The organism is Streptomyces sp. NBC_00249, from assembly GCF_026342355.1.
GTDB lineage: Bacteria > Actinomycetota > Actinomycetes > Streptomycetales > Streptomycetaceae > Streptomyces.
In genome coordinates, this window is record NZ_JAPEMV010000006.1 from 1 (window position 1) to 14,790 (window position 14,790).

Annotated in this window: 14 protein-coding genes and 1 pseudogene; 4 read left to right on the top strand and 11 right to left on the bottom strand. The window is 68.6% G+C overall.

Features of this window, described 5'->3' with window-relative positions; genetic code table 11:
- Positions 1-104: 104 nt before the first annotated feature.
- The gene (locus OOK31_RS24715) at positions 105-1,565 is read right to left on the bottom strand and encodes a radical SAM protein (RefSeq protein WP_267089535.1); all 1,461 of its coding nucleotides are present in this window, start codon (positions 1,563-1,565) and stop codon (positions 105-107) included.
- A gap of 795 nt (positions 1,566-2,360) precedes the next feature.
- Between OOK31_RS24715 and OOK31_RS24720 the strand changes: the two genes are divergently transcribed.
- Positions 2,361-2,753 (top strand): hypothetical protein, encoded by a 393-nt coding sequence (locus tag OOK31_RS24720; RefSeq protein WP_267089536.1) that lies wholly within the window; start codon positions 2,361-2,363, stop codon positions 2,751-2,753.
- A gap of 60 nt (positions 2,754-2,813) precedes the next feature.
- On the opposite strand, the gene OOK31_RS24725 is transcribed toward OOK31_RS24720, so the two are convergent.
- Positions 2,814-3,281 carry a transposase gene (locus OOK31_RS24725; protein WP_267089537.1) on the bottom strand — a complete coding sequence of 156 codons (468 nt, stop codon included), beginning with the start codon at positions 3,279-3,281 and terminating at the stop codon, positions 2,814-2,816.
- Between OOK31_RS24725 and OOK31_RS24730 the strand changes: the two genes are divergently transcribed.
- The 3 genes from OOK31_RS24730 (at position 3,270) to OOK31_RS24740 (ending at position 5,382) form a co-directional block, all read left to right on the top strand.
- Entirely contained in the window at positions 3,270-3,569 is a 300-nt protein-coding gene (locus OOK31_RS24730; RefSeq protein WP_267089538.1) for a hypothetical protein, read from the top strand. The two genes, OOK31_RS24725 and OOK31_RS24730, sit on opposite strands and share 12 nt — an antisense overlap.
- Positions 3,569-4,045 carry a hypothetical protein gene (locus OOK31_RS24735; protein WP_267089539.1) on the top strand — a complete coding sequence of 159 codons (477 nt, stop codon included), beginning with the start codon at positions 3,569-3,571 and terminating at the stop codon, positions 4,043-4,045. Before OOK31_RS24730 ends, OOK31_RS24735 begins: the two co-directional genes overlap by 1 nt.
- 218 nt (positions 4,046-4,263) lie before the next feature.
- A complete protein-coding gene (locus OOK31_RS24740; protein WP_267089540.1) occupies positions 4,264-5,382 on the top strand; it encodes a DUF6183 family protein in 1,119 nt (372 codons plus the stop codon).
- On the opposite strand, the gene OOK31_RS24745 is transcribed toward OOK31_RS24740, so the two are convergent.
- The 9 genes and pseudogenes from OOK31_RS24745 to OOK31_RS24780 form a co-directional block, all read right to left on the bottom strand.
- Positions 5,379-7,118 carry a PAS domain S-box protein gene (locus OOK31_RS24745; protein WP_323188251.1) on the bottom strand — a complete coding sequence of 580 codons (1,740 nt, stop codon included), beginning with the start codon at positions 7,116-7,118 and terminating at the stop codon, positions 5,379-5,381. The genes OOK31_RS24740 and OOK31_RS24745 overlap by 4 nt on opposite strands.
- The gene (locus tag OOK31_RS24750; RefSeq protein ID WP_323188252.1) at positions 7,115-7,519 is read right to left on the bottom strand and encodes a hypothetical protein; all 405 of its coding nucleotides are present in this window, start codon (positions 7,517-7,519) and stop codon (positions 7,115-7,117) included. The genes OOK31_RS24745 and OOK31_RS24750 overlap by 4 nt, the downstream gene beginning before the upstream one ends.
- 373 nt (positions 7,520-7,892) lie before the next feature.
- Positions 7,893-8,033: pseudogene (locus OOK31_RS39560) on the bottom strand (hypothetical protein); the annotation flags it as partial.
- Positions 8,034-8,131: 98 nt separating this feature from the next.
- A complete protein-coding gene (locus OOK31_RS24755; protein ID WP_267089541.1) occupies positions 8,132-8,866 on the bottom strand; it encodes a dienelactone hydrolase family protein in 735 nt (244 codons plus the stop codon).
- 397 nt (positions 8,867-9,263) lie between these two features.
- Complete coding sequence (locus tag OOK31_RS24760; protein WP_267089542.1) at positions 9,264-10,454, bottom strand: acyl-CoA dehydrogenase family protein; 1,191 nt, start codon at positions 10,452-10,454, stop codon at positions 9,264-9,266.
- A gap of 137 nt (positions 10,455-10,591) precedes the next feature.
- The gene (locus tag OOK31_RS24765) at positions 10,592-12,310 is read right to left on the bottom strand and encodes an Ig-like domain-containing protein (protein ID WP_267090004.1); all 1,719 of its coding nucleotides are present in this window, start codon (positions 12,308-12,310) and stop codon (positions 10,592-10,594) included.
- 43 nt (positions 12,311-12,353) lie between these two features.
- Positions 12,354-13,433, bottom strand: a complete 1,080-nt coding sequence (locus OOK31_RS24770; protein ID WP_267089543.1) for a hypothetical protein — start codon at positions 13,431-13,433, stop codon at positions 12,354-12,356.
- Between the two features lie 402 nt (positions 13,434-13,835).
- On the bottom strand, positions 13,836-14,177 hold the full coding sequence (locus tag OOK31_RS24775) for a hypothetical protein (protein ID WP_267089544.1): 342 nt from the start codon (positions 14,175-14,177) through the stop codon (positions 13,836-13,838).
- A 50-nt stretch (positions 14,178-14,227) separates the two neighbouring features.
- A complete protein-coding gene (locus OOK31_RS24780; RefSeq protein ID WP_267089545.1) occupies positions 14,228-14,773 on the bottom strand; it encodes a hypothetical protein in 546 nt (181 codons plus the stop codon).
- Positions 14,774-14,790 lie beyond the last annotated feature (17 nt).

Consider the following 14,790-nt stretch of genomic DNA (forward strand, 5'->3'; position numbering starts at 1 on the left):
TGAGCGCGCTGGAAGCCTCGCTGAACCAGAAGAAACGAAAGATCTGATGCCAGAAGAGCCCACCGCGCCTCTTCCTCGGCATGGCTACAGAGGCCCTGCTCACGTCATCCATTTTGCACGGCAACAAAGGAAGTGAACGTCTCGCCATCAGAGTTCCGAGTCTGCCTCAGCGCAATGGTCTCGCGCTCCAGACCGATCAAGAACTCGCTGAGCGTCAGATTGTTTTGCGCGATGTACGATCGCGCTTGAGGAAGGACGCTTTCTTTGTTTCGCTGTATTCCACCGAGGAGCCGTGACAAACGGGAAGCCCGTTCGAAATCCTCGCCGGACATCGCCGAAGAGTACAAGGCGCGAAACATTCTGTCCGGATCCCACGCATAGCCAAATTCATGCCTGTGGTCCCAGATCTCAGTATTAGGAAGAACCTTGAGGCAGCCACTGGTGATTTCGGCAGTAGTTTCGGCATAACACTTGTCGATCGTCTGGAGCCACTCGTCGAACGTTTCACCAGGCAAGCCGTAGATGGTATTCACCACCACCTCGATCCCTGCATCGATCAACCGATTACAGTTTTCCAGTACAACGTCTACCTTCTCGCGACGCTTGATCAGTTTCTGAGATTTCACATGGATGGTTTGGAGGCCTGCTTCAACAAAGGAGCAGACCCCACTCAGCGCCTCGATATCTTCCGGTCGAAGCATGTCGACCTTGAGCTCCGCACTGAAGGTAGACCCAGGCAATTCATCACGCAAGAAATCAAGAAGACGATGCATCCGAGCACGGTCGAAGTTGAAGGTGGGGTCGAGGAAGATGAAATGCCTTGCCCCCAAGTCGTACAATTTCCCGAGCTCTTCTGCGAGTTCATCGAAGGACGCCAGGCGAGCCTTGCGCCAGCCTTGATCGCAGAAGGTGCACGAAAATGGGCAACCGCGCGCTCCCTCGATGATGGCCGTCTGCGTCCTCTTGAGTTCATCCCTCATGATCTCTTGCGTGATGTAGGGACTTTGAATCGAGGTAAACGCGGCATTCTGCCCCTCAAGGAACTGCGGAAGATCCTGCGGAGGCAAGCTGAACAGATACGCGAGCGCGGCTTCGCCCTCGCCACTCACACAAGTAGATACCTTCCCTTCCCGCAAGAGACGTTGCAGCTCCTCATCGTCCCGGCTTACGTGTGGACCTCCCACCACGATCGGGAACTCGGGGCTATGGGCCTGCAGTTCCTCGATCAACGCTATCGTCGAAACGTAGTTCCAAACGTAGAGACTGAGGCCGAGGAAATCAGGATTCTCCTGGAGGATATTCTGCGCAGCCACTTCAGCCGAGGTATCCGACTTCACCGCGACCACCCGCACGTCCACGTGATCGGAATCTTGGGCGTGGTCAGAATCCCCTTGGCCGTTGAACTCCTCCTCTATGGAACCGGCCAGCACAGCCGAGCCAAAGGGACCCAGCTGATACTGGTCAGCCAAATAGCTCGCAAGGACGAGTCGCTTATACAGAGGCACTCCCTGGCGGCCTTGGGGGGCGACGCCAGCTTGGACGCTGAGTAGCGGAAGGCTTGTCACCGTATCTCCTCAAACTTAATGTGAAACGTTCTGGGTTCGGTAGACACCAGGCACGCGACGGAACAGTCCGCTCATTTTGAGGCTCTGAAGAGGGGCGAGAATGCCGAGCTCCGAAAGGCCAAGAGATCCTGAAGGTGGCGTGGAGCCTTTTCGCGGCTGCCATCGCACTCTGGAGAAAAGGCCAGCGTTGTCCGACTGAAGGATCCAGTCGGACAACGCTGACGTGTGTCGTCCGTAACGAAACGACGAATGATTTTTCAGTTATGCACCCTGAGGTGCGGGACCTCTGACGGTCAGTCGAGTTCCGCCCACGGCAGGCTGCGCACAGTTCCCGCCGGCGCCTCGTCCGCGTTCATCGCGTCGAGGATCGCGTCGATCGAATCGATGCCCTTGATTTCCTTCTGCTCCATCTTCGCCCCTTTCAAGGGTGTTGACTTGTTCGCCGAGATAGGTCCCCGACTTTCTGCTGCAAATTGATCTTAAGTGCACCCGCTGCCGCCCCACAAGGTCCGACGTTGTTTATCCAGTGCTGACCTATTTCGCATAACGGGTTCTGTTCGCCCTGTTTGTCGTACGTGTTCGCGGCCAGAGAGTCGACGCGTGACGCTGCGGCACCGCGCATATTGAGCCGGAACTGATGGGTTGCCTACTGGATCGTGTAGCGGACGTGGCGGGCGGCGAAGTAACCGCAGACGATGTCACGGCCCCGACATGTTTTCCTCTTGAGTCGTTCTGCCCCGGTTTGATTCGGCTGTGGAGGCAGTTTGCCCGCTCATCTTGTCCCTGGAGGTGGTCATGCCGTCGGTGCTCGGGATGCTGGAGGCTCGGGAGAAGAAGGCCCGCGAGGAGGTCGCGCGGTTGCGGGAGGAAGCCGAGCGGGTGCAGACCGCGCTCGCGGCGGCGGAGAACACCGTGGCGAGGCTGGCCGATGCGCGGGAAACGGTGGCCGATGTCCTTCGTGAACAGCCCGTTCAGGATGGCGGGTTGACCCGCAGTGCGGTCGCCGGCTCGGTCGTTCCGCACCGGGCCAGGGACGCCGTCATAGAGGTGCTCGCGCCCGAGTATCAGCAGATCCTGCGGGTGCTCGCCGCTCCGGAGGCCGCCGACGGGATGCGGGTGAAGCAGATCTTGGCGGGCTTGGGGTGGGACTCGGCACCGGCCCGGATCGAGGGGGGCGCTCACGGGTGAAACGGCTGGCCGCCCGGTGCTGGGCCAGTGAAGTGCGGCCGAACGTGTTCGCCTGCACCATCACGACGGCATCGGCTGCCGCGGGATGAAGGCATCCCGGCAACGTCCCGCGAGCCGGCCCGTCATCAGCATGGTCATGGACCACAGCACCATCGCCTCGTGCATCACGGGCAGCATCTCGAAGTCCCGCACCAGACGACGCGAACGCATCAGCCAGCTCAGTGTTCGCTCCACCACCCGGCGTCTCGGCAGCACCACGAACTCCGTGGTGTCGTCAGTGCGGCGGACGATGTCGAGGGTGAGCCGGAGCTTTATACGAGCCCATGCGACCAGGCTGCCGGCATAGCCGCCGTCCGCCCAGACGAGCCGGACCGAGAAATACAGTTCCCGCAGCCGCGCGAGCAGCGGGACAGCAGCGTCGAGGTCCTGCACACTCGCCGCCGTCACCAGCACCGCGAGGACCAGGCCCAGGCAGTCCACCACCACCTGCTGACCGAACGCAACGCGGTCGCGGTCGTGGCCACCCACTCCCCAGTCGTCCTCCAGGAAGTACCCCGCTCCTGTGTCTGGAAGATCAGGCGTCGGGTCGAGCGCCCCGAGATCGAGACCTTCGGCGAGAACGTCGGCGTGCTCACCCACGAGATATTCGGGCTGGAGGTCAAAGACTCCGGCTTCCACGCAGAGATCCTCAAAGCCGTACGTGAACTGGACACATACCAGGAGGTCCTGGCCCGGTTCGGCGGGCAGCTCGGCGGGGAAGCCAAGGGGCTCGTCCGGATCCTCCTGGCGGACAAGGCCGCTGGAGAGGACATCTGATGTGGCCTCTGAGTCCTCCCCTTCACGGCGCCCGCGCCAGCTACGAGACCTGCATCTCCCTCACCAGGGGAATGGGGGCCCAGAAACGACGCAGCCGTCTGACCGCAGCCGCGGGTGCCATCGACACGGCCGGAGAGGACTTCCGAACCGCGGCCGCCGGCCAAACCCTTCACACCCTCGACCCTGAGAAGTTCCAGATCCCCGGCATCGGCGAGGAGGAGAAAGCCGACAAGAGAGCCAGCGCCATCGAGGAGCTCCCCCTCCACCCCTACCTGGACCACATCGACGGGCAAGCATGGCTCGCCGCCGAAGTCGTCCACGAGGACGGGTTCGTGCGCCTGGAGTTTTTCGTCTCCCCTCCACCCTGCTGGGACCAGGTCTTGACCGCTCGCGCCCGGAACCACTTCAAACTGTTCGGACTCCGGAGGACCTACGCCCTCCAAGCCAACAGATTCATCGGCGAAATCCGAGGCTAGCTCCCCGATCTCCTGACCACCGGCGGGGCAGACGCCGTCCGCGCCCACCTACTCACAGGCGCGACCAGCTCGCTCAGCATGCGCCCCAACAGCTGGATGGGCGTCACCTACCAAAGTCTGGCCAACGACGCACTGTTCTGCCACGGTGCGTTCGGCGGTTGAGCTCTCCGGACACGGCCCGGCGCCCCTCTGCAAGGGACGCTCTAGGCTGTCGCACCGTGAACGACGAGGCGAACGATCTGACGACTAGCAGCGAGCCCCAGTACATCTCACGTGACGATGCCCTCCAGCACGCCATGGCTGGCGACATCAACCATCTGCGGGGGCTGGGGTCGCACCTCACCACCCGCTACGCGGCCGCCGCCCGGGCCGCCCGAATCCACGGAACCGACCTCGCCTACCTCCGGCGGCTCCTCACCACAACCCCGGGCCGTGACAGCGTCGAGCTGCTGCTCCAGCTCCTGGGCGAACAGGAAGCCGCTGCCGGATCCATGGGACTCGAACTGCCGCTCATGGCGACGATGCTCGCCCAGCACCAGTCGGCCGCGGTCCTCGCGCGGACGGTCTTCGCCGACATCCCCGAGGGGGACCGGCTCCGCGAGCTGCGGACCTGCCTGTTCCACGAGTTGCTGCTGCGCGGGGTGGACCCGGACGAGTTCCCGGCCCTGCGCCCCGGCTGGCTGCCTCCCCTGGACTGGCTCCCCGACCGCCGCCGCGCCCTGGAGACCGAACCCGACTTCACGCGCCATTCCGTGAACGGCTCGTCCAGCGGCGTGAAGAGCGGCCTGCCCGGGCACGGCCGGCTGGATCCGCCGACCCCCCGGCCGACCGGAACGTCACCGCTGCGCAACTCCGTGACGGTGGACGAGCACGACCTCATCGTCACCGCCGCCGAAGAGAACTGGGGCTACGCCGAGGCCTGGGTCTTCCGCCCGGACCAGCCCATAGCCCCCGCCCAGGTGCCCGCTCTGCTCCCCACCCTGCCGATGGAGTGCGTCGCGGGCCTCGGCCCCGCCGGCCGCTACGAGATAGCCGCCCGTCCCGTGGGCGACATCTGGTCCCTGCTCTTCGCCACCGCCGCCATCGGGGGCTTCGGCAACTCCGGCAGGTACGGGGCCTGGGGCCGGCTGCAGGCATGGCGCTCACTCGCGGGACTGTGCGGTCTCCCGTTCCACGCGAGCGCGGCCGAGGTGGAACGCCTCGCCGAGCAGTACACCTGGTTCCACTTCCAGACCGACTCCGAGTTCTTCCACAACGACGGCGACGACTTCGGCATCGCGGCCCTCTCCCCAGACGGCCTGCGCCTCGCCGTCTTGGCGGCCACGGACACCGACTAGAAGAGGCCGGTGCGCCTGTGGTTCGTGAGGTTCTCGAGGATCTCGCGCAGCCAGGGGATGCGGACAGCAGGCAACCGGACCAGCGTCTGCTCGAAGGTTCCCGGGTCGGCCCGGAACAGGTGATGAGGTCGCGGTGCGGGCGGGTCGTCGCGGATTACACCGGCGGGCATGGTTCCCGAGGCGGGGAGGCGCAGGTCCAGTTCGGGGAAGGCCATCCACATCCACACCCCGAACGACAGGGGCACGGGGTACGCCGAGGCGGCCGGACCGGTCAGACTCCAGGGTTCCCCCGTCTGCGGGTGGATCGGCACGAGGATGACGTCGGCGTCCATTTCGGGGACGGACAGTCCCGGTCCGGCCAGGACGGCGCGCCGCGCGGGCTGGGCCGCGGGCAGCAGGGCGTCGAGGGTACGTTGGAAGACGTCCGCGATCAGGCCGTCCGGGACGGTCACTGGCCGGCCACCCGAGGCTGCCAGCAGGTGGGCGAGGGCCCGGCCGGCCGTCGCCTCCCACTGGGGGCTCCAGGACCACCAGTGGTCCAGCCCGACCAGCGACCCCCATCTTGTGATGGGCTCGATCGGGGGCGTTGCCTTCGCCCCCACCAGCACTTCCGTCCACGAGAGCCTTGCGTTGTCGGCACTGTCGGCGTTGTCTACGGGGAGGCAGCGCACGGCATTCGGTACGAGCCAGACCGCCTGCCAGAGTGAGCAGTCATCGATCCGGCTTGCCACGGGCAGACCACACGCCTCGCACGCCATGTTGGGGCCGTCACCCCAGTCGAGGCCGCAGCAGTAGCCGCCACCTCCCTCCGGGACGAGCACGGTGCCGCGAGCATCCCCGGGTGCGATGACAATCGTGCCGGACTCGGCATCGGACAAGGCGTAGACAGGAGCGTAAGAGTTCCGCAGCGATACCCAGACATAGGATCCGTCGCGGCGCCCCAGACGCAGTTCGGCACGTCCGCCCTCTGCGGAGGTGCCGAGGAGGATGGGGAGGTCTTCGGGGTGGATGAGGTCCAAGAAGGAGTAGCGGCGTAGCACCGAGGCGGGACGGCCGATTAGCCGGCATAGGGAGTCGTTGGTTCGCAGCATTCGCCCATGCATTTCACCGCCCATCTCTGAGATGGCCATTCCGGACGGCGAGTACTCGAAGGCTTGGCGAAATGACTGTTCGCTGTCTCTGAGGGCTTGCTGTTCACGCGACAGGCGCTCGAGAGCCCGCTGCATGTTGGCGCGCAACCGTGCGTTCGAGATTGCGATGGCAGCATGATAGGCGTACTTCCGCACGTCGCTTCGACTGCCGGTATCGGGTGCACGGCCGTCGCCAGGCCGGTCCAGAGAGATAACCCCGATCAGTTCGCCGCCAGTACCAGCGACATGCATTGAGGCGTATAGGCGGTCATCGGGGTGCCAACCATCTGGGTGGTCAGGTGTCGCCCCCTTGCTGATCCAGCAGGGAACACCTGCTGGTGACTCTGCAGAATGAGGAACGAAGCGCACGCCGTCCCAGTTCTCGCCCAAGGCAAGCTGGCGCTCCCAGGCGGCGCGGGACCCGACACGGCCAGTGATTCGGGTCTCGATTTCGGGGTCACCAGCGAAGGCTGCGACGGTCAGGTCTCCATCGGGACGCACAAGATTCACTGCGGCCACACCGAAGCCGAGGCCCACCAAGACGCCGTCGACGACGGCCTGCAGCGTGTCGGCAAGACTGCGCGCGGTGTAGAGCTCCGCGATCACTCGATCGACTTGGTCGGTGCGGGGCCCCGCGTGCTGCTGGTAGATGCCGGTGGGATCAGCGGGATGTAAGCGGCGTTGCGGACGAACGGAGCCTGTCCTAGCTGGTTACGGCACAGCCGGTGCGGTTCGGGGCGGTTGTTCGTCACCAGACGGGTGCGCAGCCGAGTGAAAATGGTGTCCAGGTCGAGGTACTCGCCTTCGCCGGGTACGCCCTGTTCCAAGAGCGTGAGCCATTCTCCGGTGAAGGCCGTCAGTGGTTCACCGGGCGGCGAGAGCGCCACCGCCGTCTCGGCTGCTGCGGCCAGCAGGTAGGTGCCGTCGACTTCCAGTGCCGCCGCGGCGGACTGCACGCCGAATGCGCGGGCGCTGTAGCAGCAGTCGAGTACGACGATCCGGCGCATGGCTCGACTCTTCTCGACGGGCCAGCGGACCCAGTCATACGAAGTCGCCGTGTCGTGAACGGATGACGGGTCCGTGGTCTCCACAGCGAGATGCAGTTTGCCTGTCCGCGGCTCGATCAAACCGTGGCCGGCGTAGTAGACAAGCAGCGGTCGGTCGCAGCGTCGACCGCTTCCTGGACCGCCCGTGACACGTCACGCGGCAGGGCCGGCTCCCTCAGAACCGTGCAGTGGGCAGCAGGAAGATTCCACACTCGGGTGAACAGATCACGCAACAGTGTGAGGTTGGCATTCATGGCCGGTAGGTCGTCCAGGGCAGTGAACGAACTGGCGCCTATGAGGAGAACACGCGTTCCTGCGGGATCGGGCAACCCCGTCAAGAGGAGGAGTCCGTCTGCTCGCCCTCCAAGAGCCTGCGCACCAGTGCTTCCGTCTCACTAGTGCCCGCCCCGCGGATCTCGATCCGTACGCCGTCGGCGCGCTCGACTGCGAGGGCAGGCGCCTGCGGTCTGGTGGCGCGCCAGGAGGCGGGCCACGGCCATGGAGACCTCGGTGTGGCCCGCCATGCCGCCTGCTGGTCTCGGCCGTTTCAGCCTTGGTTTCCGGGCTGGAGCCTCAGCTGCTGGCCAGGGTGCGGTCCAGGAGGGGGAGCAGACGATCCCAGTGGCGCTTCAGCCCGGCGGCGCTAAAAGCGTCGGTGTCGGACATGGTGAAGCCGTGGATGGTGCCGGGGTAGATCTCGGAGGTGTAGCCGACGCCTGCCGCATCCAGGGCCTGGTTGAGCTCGCCGAGGGCCTCAGGTGTCATGTCGCCTTCGGCGTGGCCGAGGTGGACCTGGGCGGTGAGCTTGGAGAAGAGGTTGGCCCCATCGACACCGACGGGGCCGTGGAACGCGGCGACCGCCGCCACACGGTCGGGGTGGGCCGCGGCGGTGCGCATCGCATAGAGGCCGCCTATGCAGTAGCCCGTCACCGCGACCGGTCCGGCGCCGACCTCGGGCTGGGTGGTGAGGAACCTGAGGTAGGCGTCGGCGTCGCTCAGGACACGCTCGGCGGTGTGCGCCTCGATCAGGGGCATCAGCTGGGCGAAGACCGCGGGCCGGACGTCTTCTCCGATGTACTCGGGAAGCTCAACCAACGGTGCCGGTCCGTGCCGGTAGAAGGAGTTGGGGACGAGCACGTAGTAGCCGTGCCCGGCCAGTTCGCGGGCCATCGCCCGCAACACGGGCCGGATGCCGAAGCCGTCCGCGTACATCAGCACCCCTGGGTGCCGCTCGCTGTGGTCGGGGAAGGCGGCGAAGGCGTCGGCCTGGCCGTCCGTGGTGGGAATCCGCAGCGTCTTGGTGCGCATGAATGCTCCTGTCGTGGTTGATGTGCAGAGCCTGTGATCAACACGACAGAGGCGGAGCCCGCGCAGCAGCGCAAGAGCCTCGATCAAACAGCGGGCCCGAACCAGCCCGTACGGCGCTCAGAAGAGCCCCGGGTCACCGATCCGTGTGTGGCGCAAGGCCGTCCCGGTATTCATAGCCGCACAGCGTAGCCCACCGGATATGAGCCGACGCCAGCACCCCAGCCCGAGCGGATGCCTCGATCGGATGAGAACCGACACGCGCCGCATGCGACACAGTGAGAACCCGACAGCTTCAGTGCGACAGGACAAACGCCTACCTCTGCCGCCACTCGTACACTCCGACGTTGGTGCCAACTATCGCGCCTAAGTGCCAACTAAAAGTCTTCGTCACGGGCGTTCAGCGGCGGACGCGCGGCATGCCCAGGCCGATCCACGAGATGATCTCGCGCTGGATCTCGTTGTTGCCGCCGCCGAAGGTGAAGATCACGGCGCTGCGGTAGCCGCGTTCGAGTTCGCCGTGCAGGACGGCGCCCGCCGAGCCGTCCTTCAGGGAGCCGGCCGCGCCGACCACCTCCATGAGCCAGGCGTACGCGTCCCTGCGCGCCTCGGAGCCGTAGACCTTGACGGCGGAGGCGTCCTGCGGGGTGAGGGTGCCGGACTGGACGGCGTTCACCATCTGCCAGTTGAGGAGCTTCATCGCGTCGAGGCGGGCGTGGGTGCGGGCCAGGCGGCCGCGGACCCAGGACAGGTCGATGACGCGGCGGCCGTCGGCGAGCTTGGTCGCGGCGGCCCAGCGCTGGACGTCGTGGAGGGCGCGGATGGCCATGGTGCCGTGGGCGGCGAGGGTGACGCGCTCGTGGTTGAGCTGGTTGGTGATCAGGCGCCAGCCCTTGTTCTCCTGACCGACGCGGCGGTTCGCGGGGACGCGGATGTCCTCGTAGTAGCTGGCGGTGGTGTCGTGCGAGGCGAGGGTGTTGATGAGGGTGCAGGAGTAGCCGGGGTCGGAGGTCGGCACCAGGAGCATGGTGATGCCCTTGTGCGCGGGGGCGTCCGGGTCGGTGCGGACGGCCAGCCACACCCAGTCGGCGGTGTCGCCGTTGGTGGTCCAGATCTTCTGGCCGTTCACGACGTAGGTGCCGGTGTCCTCGTCGCCCCCGCGGACGGCCTTGCACTTGAGGGCGGCGAGGTCGGTACCCGCGTCGGGCTCGCTGTAGCCGATGGCGAAGTCGATCTCACCCGCGAGGATCCGGGGCAGGAAGTAGGCCTTCTGCTCGTCGGTGCCGAACTGCATGAGGGTCGGGCCGACGGTGTTCAGCGCCATCAGCGGCAGCGGGACCACGGCCTGGGCGGCCTCGTCGAAGAAGATGAACTGGTCCATCGGTGACATGCCGCGCCCGCCGTACTCCTTCGGCCAGCCGACGCCGAGCCAGCCGTCGGCGCCGAGTCGGCGGATCGTCTCCCGGTAGAAGCGCTTCTGCTCGGCCGGGTCCTCGTAGCGGGCGTAGACGTCCTGCGGGACGAGCTCGGCGAAGTAGGCGCGCAGTTCGGTGCGCAACTGCTGCTGCTCAGGCGTGTATTCGAGGTGCACGGCCCCTCCGGGAGTCTCGCGGTCCAGCCGGTCGGTGTGGTGGCGGCGGCCAGAGTAGAACCCGTTGCAGTAATCCGGAAGGGGTGGGACCCCGGAGGGAGGAGGCCGGTGCCGCCTCCCTCCGGGGTCCTGGCGCGCTATCCGTTCCGGCCGCACTGCCCGGATCGGGGACCCGTCACCGTGTTGCCGCTCTGGAGGAACACCGGTGCGTTGCCCTCGCAGCGCAGGGGACCCACCACCGTGTTCGCCGACAGCTCCGTCCCGCCGGTGTTGGCGTCGACGGTCACCGGCCCCCGTACGGCGTTGCCGCCGCAGGACGCCGGCTCGCGGTCCGAGCCGATGAGCACCTGGCCGGTGCTCCGCCCGACGGTGACCGGGCCGGTGAGGTCCGACCGGCAGAGGGTGAGGGCGGCCGCGCCCTGCACCGACAGCGGTCCCGTGACGGTCGCGTCCGTGACGGCCAGGGCCCCGCCGGGGCGCACGGTGAGCGGGCCGGTCTGGCTGCCGCCGGCCGCGATGCACAGGGCCTCGCCGGAGGCCACGGTCAGCGGGCCGGTGTGCGCGGTGGTGAGGCACGGGCCGGTGAAGCCGACGGTGACCTCGGTGGGCGCCGCCGTCGCGCCCGGGGTGAAGGCCGCGTCGCCGCTGTAGCGGGCGGTGACGGGGTGGGCGGCGGGCTGGAGCGTGCCGGTACGGATGCTCGCGCGGCCCCCGTCGAGGGTCGCGGTGCCCAGCGGGGTCGTTCCGTCGAAGAAGGTGACCTGCCCGCCGGGGGTTCCGGCGTCCGGGTTGGCCGGGGCGACGGTCGCGGTGAGGGTGACGGGCCGCCCGAACAGCGGGGTGGCCGTGTCCGGGGTCACGGTGACCGAGGTCCCGTAGCGGAAGGTGACGACCGCCTTGCCGTCGCCGTGGTTGACGCCGCGGGTGAGGGTGGCGCCGGCGGCGGTGGGGGCCGCGAAGCCGCTGCCCCCGCCGCCGCCGGCCCCGTAGAGGTTGCCGGGGTTCCCGCCGCCGGAGCCGCCGCCGCCGGCGAAGTAGCCGCCGCCACCGCCACCGCCGCCGTTGCCGCCCCGGCCGCCGTTGCCGCCGGAGCCGCCGCTTCCGGGGTTGGGCTGGCTGCCGTACTGGTCGATGTCGCTGCCCGCGCCTCCCGGCGCGCCGACGGTGTTGTTGCGGGGTCCGCCCGCCCCGTGGGCGGACCGGGTTCCGCCGCCGCCCGCGAGGCCGGAGCCCTCCGGGCCGCCGCCCTGGCCGCCCGGCTCGGCTTCGGTTCCGCCGCCGTCGCCGCCGCGCAGCAGCGGCCCGCCGTTGCCGGCGCCGCCACCGCCGCCGGCCACCAGGACCCGGTCGGCCGCGCCGAAGGCGCCCGTACGCAGGTCGCTGGCGCCACCGCCGGAACCGCCTCCGCCGTGGGCGCCGCCACCGCCGGAGCCGTGGCCGCGGCCGCCGGGCCGGGCGTACTCGCCGTGCCGGGAGGTGCCCGGGCTGCCGACTCCGCCGACGGTGATCTGGAGGGTCTGGCCCGCCGTGACGGACAGGTCCGCGCGGGTCTCGCCGCCCAGACCGCCGCGTGCGCCGTCGTTCGGGGGGCTGGGGAGGACGAAGCCGGCCGCGCTGCCGCCCTCGGCGCCGAAGAGGTCGACCGTCACCGAGGTCACCCCGGCCGGGACGGTGAAGGTGTCCGTGCCGACGCTGGTGTAGGTGCAGGTGGGGGCCGGGGCGGTGAAGACGCCGCCCGTGCCGCAGGGGTTGACGACGGCCGGGGCCGCCGGATCGGCGGTCGCGGGGAGCGGCGCCATCGCGGCGGCCACCAGACCGGCCGCGCCGGCCGCCTTCAGGATCTTCGATCGGTACATGCTCAAGGGGCTTCCAAACGCCGGTACTCGGCCTAGGGGTGGGTCAGACGCCGTCGTCGGCGCACAGCGCCCAGACGTCGGAGTAGGTGTTCGGGGAGCTGGGGGCTCCGGTGTGGGTGAAGGCCGACCAGTACGCGGCCGTGGTGGTGCCGTCCGCGACCGGGCTGCCGCCGGAGTCGCTGGGGTAGCTGCCGTTGAGGTGGTCGCCCGGGGAGCCCGGCCCGGTGAAGTTCGTGGTCGTGACGCTGCCTCCGCTGATCGCGGCCCCGCCGCTGACCAGCTTGCCGTCGTTCTGGCCGCAGCCGACGGTCACGGTCGCGCCGCTGGTGCCGGCGGTGGGGCCGCTGACCTCGGAGAAGCGGACCTTGACGGTCGTCCCGCCGATGTTGATGTTGTTGCCGCTGCAGATGGCGTACGCGTACGTGGTGTTGCCGCTGTCGCCGCCGCCACCGTTCCAGCCGACGGCGGTCCAGGAGTCGGGGTTGGTCTCGCCGTCGGCCGCGGCCTTCTGGCCGTAGGAGTGGGCGGAGTCGTTGAAGGTGGGGAAGCTGGCGATCGGCTTCAGGCTGCCGACGGAGGCCGGGGTGATGCGCGCCCCGCCGCCGAGCAGCCGGGTGTTGGCCGGGCAGGTCGCGGTGACGAGGCCCACGGTCGAGCTGGTGGTGGGTCCGGCGACCTTGTTCATCACCACCTGGGTGTGGTTGATGAGGTTGCTCGTGAAGCACATCGCGTACGGGGTGCTGGAGAAGGAGGCGTTGACCGCGCCGCCGCTGCCGCCGATGCCGAGCCAGTACGTCACGTCGGTGGCGACGACCCCGGTGGAGCCGAGGTACTCGGTGCTGCCGTCGGGGCTGGGCGAGGTGCCGTTGATCTTGTTGCCGTTGGACGAACTGCCGGTGCCGATGGCCTGGTTGATGCCGCCGCCGGAGATGAGGCCGCTGGCGCAGTGGGCGTTGGTCGTGATCTCGGAGAAGGCGGAGCCGGGGCCGGAGGTGGCGCCGGGGGTCTTCACCGTCACGCCGACCGTGTTGGCGTAGGCGGTCGCGGGAACCGCCAGCGCCAGCAGGGCGCCCACGACCAGGGCCTTGCCGGCGACGGGGCGCCGCAGCAGGAACTTCCGCATGGATGTGTGCCTTTCGTACGTTCGGAGAGGAGGTCCGGGCGGCCGGAGGCCGCACGGAAGCAGCACCGTGCCCCGGAGCGGGTCCGGTTCGGCGCTGAGGAGGGGGAGGGGGGAGGGGTTCGTTCTGATCACGTGGTCGGCACGGCGCCGTGGCGGCGTGGCCCGGTGCCGGTGCCTGGGGCAGGGCGGGGCGGACCAGGTCGTGGCCTGCCCACCGCCCTGCCGGAGCGCGATGCACCTGCGGAATGTAGCAGTCAGATAAGGCCGCAAGTAAGCCAGGATTCTCATTTTTTCCTTGCACCTGCGGTACTGGTGAGTAGCTCCCGTCCGGGGCTGCCGGAGGTAGGGTCGGCGATCACGATCCGGCTGCCGGTTGCCGGCTACCGAGCCGTCGGCTGCCGCTCAGGCCCCGGGCCGGACGAGCCGCGTGCCCGGCAGCTCCGGGCGGATCAGCACCTTGATGTGCTCCTCCGGGCGGCGCAGCGAGGCGAAGGCCGCGTCCAGGGCGCCGAGTCCCGCCTCGGCGGTGATCAGGGCGGCCGCGTCGATCCGGCCGTCGGCGAGCCGGGCCAGGGTCGCCCCGAACTCCTGCGGCGGGTAGGTCAGGCACATCCGGTGCGCGCCGAGCCGGGCGGCGGCCGCGCGCCGCAGCGCCGAGGGGACGGAGGCGACCACCGGTCCGGCACCCCGCTCCAGCAGTGCCGCGACGGCTCCCAGGCCGACCGGGCCGCAGCCGATGACCACGGCGGGGGTGCCCGGTCCGGCCGGCGCGGCCCGCCCCCGTGTGGGCGGCCCTACATGTCGAGGTAGAGGAGGTCGAAGCAGACGAGGTCGTGGGCCTCGTCGAAGCGGAAGCGGCCCGTGGAACTCACCGAGGGTTCCTCGGTGTTCGCGGCGCTGTCGAACTCGGCGCTGCCCCGCCACACCGCCCCGGCCGGTACGTACGGCTCCAGGCGGGCCGGCAGGTCCGCGAGCGGGGCGGGTGTGGCGGTGCGGCCGGGGGCGGTGAGTATCCCGGCCGCGCGGCCCGGCCGGAGCCGGGCGAGGCCGACGAAGCGGATCCGGGAGTCCGGGGAGGGCGGGCCGAGCCGCGATTCCTGGGCCGCGTCGATGTCGTAGCCGATCCAGTGGGCGTCGGAGAGCGGGCCGAGGGCCGGCCCGAAGCGCCGTTCCAGTGGCTCCAGGTCGGTGCGGACCCGCAGCGGGTCCGGCTCGTCCTGCTCCTGCGACGACCTGAGCGCCGACACGGCGGCGGTGCCCGCGACCCCGGCGAGCAGGATCCCGCCGGTCAGGGTGAGGAACCTCCGCCGGCCCGTCCGCCCGCTCCGTCCGTCGTCCATGGAACCCCTCCCCCTCG